Source organism: Mycobacterium sp. (genome assembly GCF_049683935.1).
GTDB lineage: Bacteria > Actinomycetota > Actinomycetes > Mycobacteriales > Mycobacteriaceae > Mycobacterium.
Map to the genome: position 1 here is coordinate 1 of NZ_JBAUJR010000206.1, position 4,684 is coordinate 4,684.

Annotated in this window: 6 protein-coding genes; 3 read left to right on the forward strand and 3 right to left on the reverse strand. The window is 68.0% G+C overall.

Going from position 1 to position 4,684, the window contains the following annotated elements:
- Window positions 1-755: aldehyde dehydrogenase family protein (locus WA965_RS11520; RefSeq protein WP_526447533.1), on the reverse strand; the 755-nt coding region annotated here is incomplete at its 3' end.
- A gap of 51 nt (window positions 756-806) precedes the next feature.
- Here WA965_RS11520 and WA965_RS11525 point away from each other — a divergent pair.
- Both WA965_RS11525 and lat read left to right on the forward strand, forming a co-directional pair.
- Window positions 807-1,277, forward strand: coding sequence for an Lrp/AsnC family transcriptional regulator (locus WA965_RS11525; RefSeq protein ID WP_526303144.1), 471 nt, complete (start codon window positions 807-809; stop codon window positions 1,275-1,277).
- 49 nt (window positions 1,278-1,326) lie between these two features.
- Window positions 1,327-2,685 carry an L-lysine 6-transaminase gene (lat, locus tag WA965_RS11530; RefSeq protein WP_526303145.1) on the forward strand — a complete coding sequence of 453 codons (1,359 nt, stop codon included), beginning with the start codon at window positions 1,327-1,329 and terminating at the stop codon, window positions 2,683-2,685.
- Here lat and WA965_RS11535 read toward each other — a convergent pair.
- A complete protein-coding gene (locus WA965_RS11535) occupies window positions 2,654-3,226 on the reverse strand; it encodes a restriction endonuclease (protein ID WP_526447535.1) in 573 nt (190 codons plus the stop codon). The genes lat and WA965_RS11535 overlap by 32 nt on opposite strands.
- Before the next feature lie 70 nt (window positions 3,227-3,296).
- On the opposite strand from WA965_RS11535, the gene WA965_RS11540 reads away from it, so the two are divergent.
- Entirely contained in the window at window positions 3,297-3,644 is a 348-nt protein-coding gene (locus WA965_RS11540) for a hypothetical protein (protein ID WP_526303147.1), read from the forward strand.
- An 18-nt stretch (window positions 3,645-3,662) separates the two neighbouring features.
- On the opposite strand, the gene WA965_RS11545 is transcribed toward WA965_RS11540, so the two are convergent.
- A partial coding sequence (locus WA965_RS11545) for a molybdopterin-dependent oxidoreductase (protein WP_526447537.1) occupies window positions 3,663-4,684 on the reverse strand: 1,022 nt, incomplete at its 5' end.

The window sequence follows — 4,684 nt, forward strand, 5'->3', positions numbered from 1 at the left end:
ATCCGCACCGATCCGGTGGCGCTGAGCAGCGCGACGCGTGGATCGTCGACCAGCCGCTCACCGACCTCGCGCTCGCCGAGCAGCAGCCTGCTCACCTCGACCGGCGCGCCCACATCAGAGCAGGCGCGCTCGATCAGCGCCTGGCAGCCCAGGGCGGTCAGCGGGGTCAGCTCCGAGGGCTTCCACACCACGGTGTCGCCGCACACCAGCGCGACGGCGGTGTTCCACGCCCACACCGCCACCGGGAAGTTGAACGCGGTGATGACGCCGACGACACCCAGCGGATGCCAGGTCTCCATCAGCCGGTGGCCGGGCCGTTCGGAAGCGATCGTCTTGCCGTACAGCTGCCGTGACAACCCGACGGCGAACTCGCAGATGTCGATCATCTCCTGCACTTCGCCGAGCGCCTCGGAGGTGATCTTGCCGGCTTCGATGGTGACCAGCTGGGCCAGTGAGGCTTTGTGTTCGACCAGCAGCTCGCCGAGCCGGGCCACCAGTGCGCCACGCACCGGCGCCGGGGTCACCCGCCATGTCGTAAAGGCCTGCGCGGCTTCGGCGATCGCGGTGTCGGCCTGTTCGACCGACGACTCGGCCACCGTGAACAGCACGTCGCCGGTGATCGGTGTGCTGGCAGCCAGCCCGCCCGAGCCGGGGGAGTCCAGCCGAGCAGTCGACCCGAGGGCGTCGAGGGCGTCGCGAGCGCGGGTGCGCAGGACGTCGGTGGTGGGAACGGAGGACATCACAGTGGTGGTCATGGGCAGGCCTCATCACGCTTGTAGGGGTGGAGATTCCGATAGGGTGCGGCCATGACGGGCCCCGACGAAGCGCTGCAGCTCGACGAGATCGACCGCATCCTGGCCCGTGAGCTGGTGGCCGACGGCCGTGCGACGCTGGCGCACCTCGCGGCCGCGGCGGGACTGTCGGTGTCGGCGGTGCAGTCGCGGGTGCGGCGGCTGGAGTCGCGCGGTGTGGTGGCCGGGTACACGGCTCGGATCAACCCGGAAGCCGTCGGCAGCATGCTCTCGGCGTTCGTCGCCATCACCCCTCTCGATCCGTCTCAACCCGATGATGCTCCTGCCCGGCTGGAGCACGTCCCTGAAATCGAAGCGTGTTATTCGGTGGCCGGGGAGGAGAGTTATGTCCTGCTGGTGCACGTCGCGTCGGCGCGGGCACTGGAAGGTCTGCTTCAACGGATCCGCACCGCCGCCGACGTGAAGACACGCAGCACGGTCATCCTACAGAAGTTCTACGGCGAACGACGCTTCATACCGGATTAAAGACCGCTCGATGTGATGCAGACCGGAAAATATCCTTTACTATGGCGGTATGACTGACCTTCTTCCGGTCTCGAGCCGCACCCGATCGCCTGAGGTTTCCCCGTCGGACGTGCGGGAGGTGCTGGCTCGCAGCATCCTCGCCGACGGTCTCGACCTCGTCCTCGACATCAACCGGTCCCAGGGGTCCTACCTGGTTGATGCCCGCACCGGCCGCGGCTATCTCGACATGTTCACGTTCTTCGCGTCGTCGGCGCTGGGCATGAACCACCCGAGCCTGGCCGACGACGACGTCTTCCGCGCCGAGCTGGCCGCGGCCGCGTTGAACAAGCCGAGCAACTCCGATGTGTACAGCGTCCCGATGGCGCGTTTTGTCGACACCTTCGCCCGGGTGCTCGGTGACCCGGCCCTGCCGCACCTGTTCTTCGTCGACGGCGGCGCACTCGCGGTCGAGAACGCCTTGAAGGTCGCGTTCGACTGGAAGAGCCGGTTCAATGAGGCGCGCGGTCTGGACCCGGCGCTGGGCACCAAGGTGCTGCACCTGCGAGGGGCGTTCCACGGCCGCAGCGGCTACACGATGTCGCTGACCAACACCGATCCCAACAAGGTGGCGCGCTTCCCGAAGTTCGACTGGCCGCGCATCGACGCGCCGTTCATCCGTCCCGGGGCGGACATGGATGCGTTGGAAGCCGAAGCGCTCAACCAGGCCCGCGCGGCATTCGAAGCCGCACCGCACGACATCGCGTGTTTCATCGCCGAGCCGATCCAGGGTGAGGGCGGCGACCGGCACTTCCGGCCGCAGTTCTTCGCCGCCATGCGCGATCTGTGCGACGAGTTCGATGCGCTGCTGATCTTCGACGAGGTCCAGACCGGCTGCGGTATCACCGGAACTGCCTGGGCCTACCGGCAATTGGGTGTCATGCCCGACGTCGTGGCGTTCGGCAAGAAGACCCAGGTGTGCGGTTTGATGGCCGGCCGGCGGGTCGACGAGGTGCCCGACAACGTGTTCAGCGTCAGCTCGCGGATCAACTCGACGTGGGGTGGAAACCTCGTCGACATGGTCCGGTCCCGACGGATCCTGGAGGTCATCGAGGCCGACGGACTGTTCGCCCGGGCGGCGGCGAGTGGACGCTATCTGCTCGACCGACTCGACGAGTTGACCGTCGAGTTCCCCGGCCTGGTGCGCGACGTGCGCGGCCGCGGCCTGATGTGTGCGTTCAGCATGCCGACTACCGAGCAGCGTGACGCACTGGTCGCCCGTCTGTGGGACAGCGGAGTGATCATGCTGGGCTGCGGACCCGACAGCGTGCGCTTCCGGCCCGCGCTGACGGTGTCGCGCGACGAGATCGACGCCGCCGTCGACGCGGTGCACGCCACGCTCAGGACGATGTGGGCTCAGCAGGCGCAGTGAGCCGGCGGATCGTCGAGCGCAGCCGCGGCAGATCCGCACCCGTCACCAGCTCACACCCGTGGAGCTCGGCGAGTTTCCTTGCAGCGGGCGTGAAGACGTTGTTGGTGACCACCATCGTCCTGGTGCAGTCCTGCATGGGCGCGCCGGCGACCACTTCCTGAACGGCACCGGCGCCCACCGGGCGCGACAGCCGCTTGCACTGGACCGCCAGCCGGTCAGGCCGGCGGCCGACGATCAGGTCGACTCCCCAGTCGCCGGTGATCGACGTCATGATCACCGGTACGCCGCACGACCGGGCGATGCGGGCGACGTAGTCCTCGAACTCGGTGCCCGACATGCGGTCTGCGGCGCTGCGCTCACCGCTGCCCGGGGTCGCTGCGCCGACGACGGTGGCCACGAAGAACCGGGGCGCGGCGGCCGCGATGAGCGGGGCCAATAGCCCGAGCAGCACACTCGCCGTCATGCCGGCGCCGATCAGGTAGGCGGTGATGCCGACGGATACCGCCAGCACCACGTACAGCTTCCACCGCAGCCTCGTCACGCACGCATGGTAGGCGCGGCCTACGACACATCGCGTTTATCGCAGATGACCAGTGGGAATGCACATCTCCATGACCGATCTATCCCGCAACCGGGACGTCGACTACAGCCGCGTGGCTGTGGCGTTGCGGACCGGCGCCGGGTTCGCCGCGGCGGGTCTGGTCTTCCTGATCACCGCCACGGTGTGGGTCAGCACCTGCACCGGTTCGACGATCGACGCGGTTGCGTGCGGGGCGCCGCAGCGTGCGGCGCTGGCTCTGGGGGCACCGGCGATTCTGCTCGCCGGCGCGGCATGGTCACTGGCGCGGGGTGTCCGGGTGCGGCACGAGCAGCCCGCGTGGTGGGCGTGGCTGGGGACGGGCTGGCTGCTGCTCGCGCTGATGGTGTTCAGTGCCGTGGTCAGCGCGCCGCTGCTCTAACCCGAGGCCCAGGTGTCGCTACTCGACAGTGAAGATCATCGAATGCCAGCCCGTCGACCCGTCCGGCACTGGGCCGGGGTTGATCAGGCGCAGTCTGTCTTCCTTCTGCATGACGCCGTCTCCGTCGAAAGCGCGGCACGTCACTCTGTGCTGGCCGGGTGACAGCGGCGTGGTCAGTCGGAACATCCGCCACGTGTTGGGATTGACCTCGGTGGCCAGTTCGGCGGCCTGCCAAGGCCCCTCGTCGAAACGCAGTTCCACCTTGCTGATGCCGCGTCCCTGAGCCCACGCGGTTCCGGCGACGGTGACGTCACCGGCGGGCAGGCGCTGAAACGACGTCGGCGCGTCGATACGGGAGGAGATTTTGATCGGCACCACACCCGGCGGCTGGCCATCCCACCCTCGCTCCACCCAGTAGGGCTTGACGTCGTAGGTGGCCAGCTCCAGCTCGGTCAGCCACTTGGTCGCCGAGACATAGCCGTACAGACCGGGAACGACTGTGCGCAAGGGGAATCCGTGCTCAGGTAGCAGTGCTTCACGGTTCATCCCGATCGCCACGATCGCGTCCCTGCCCGCAGCGCGCAGCATGTCCAGCGGGGTGCCGAGGGTGAACCCGTCGACCGAATGGCCCACCACCTGCTCGGCGCCCTCCTGGATCCCGGCGCGCTCCAGCAGGTCCAGCAGCGGTACGCCGATGAAGTTCGACGTCGAAACATAGGGCCCGCCAACCTCGTTCGACACGCAGGTCATCGTGATCGTCTGCTCCGTCAACGGCATGGACCTGATGTCGTCGAACGTGAACTCCATCGGCTGGTCCACCATGCCGGTGATGCGGAGTACGGCGTCCTCGGCCCGCAGTTGCGGCACAGCGAGGTTGATGTCGATGCGATAGAAGTCCGGACTGGGGGTGATGAACGTCGGCGTGCCCAGTTCGGGGAAGGCTGCGCCCGCAGGGATCGGCGGGGCGGGCACGTCGGGGACCAGTTCGCCGACGGCGCGTCGCGACGCGGCGACGTCGACCCGGCTGGTCAGTGCGAACC

Bases quoted from the DNA above. Each gene is read 5' to 3' on its own strand.
- WA965_RS11525 (WP_526303144.1), top strand. From the start codon at position 807: ATGACGGGCCCCGACGAAGCGCTGCAGCTCGACGAGATCGACCGCATC.
- lat (WP_526303145.1), top strand. From the start codon at position 1,327: ATGACTGACCTTCTTCCGGTCTCGAGCCGCACCCGATCGCCTGAGGTT.
- WA965_RS11540 (WP_526303147.1), top strand. From the start codon at position 3,297: ATGACCGATCTATCCCGCAACCGGGACGTCGACTACAGCCGCGTGGCT.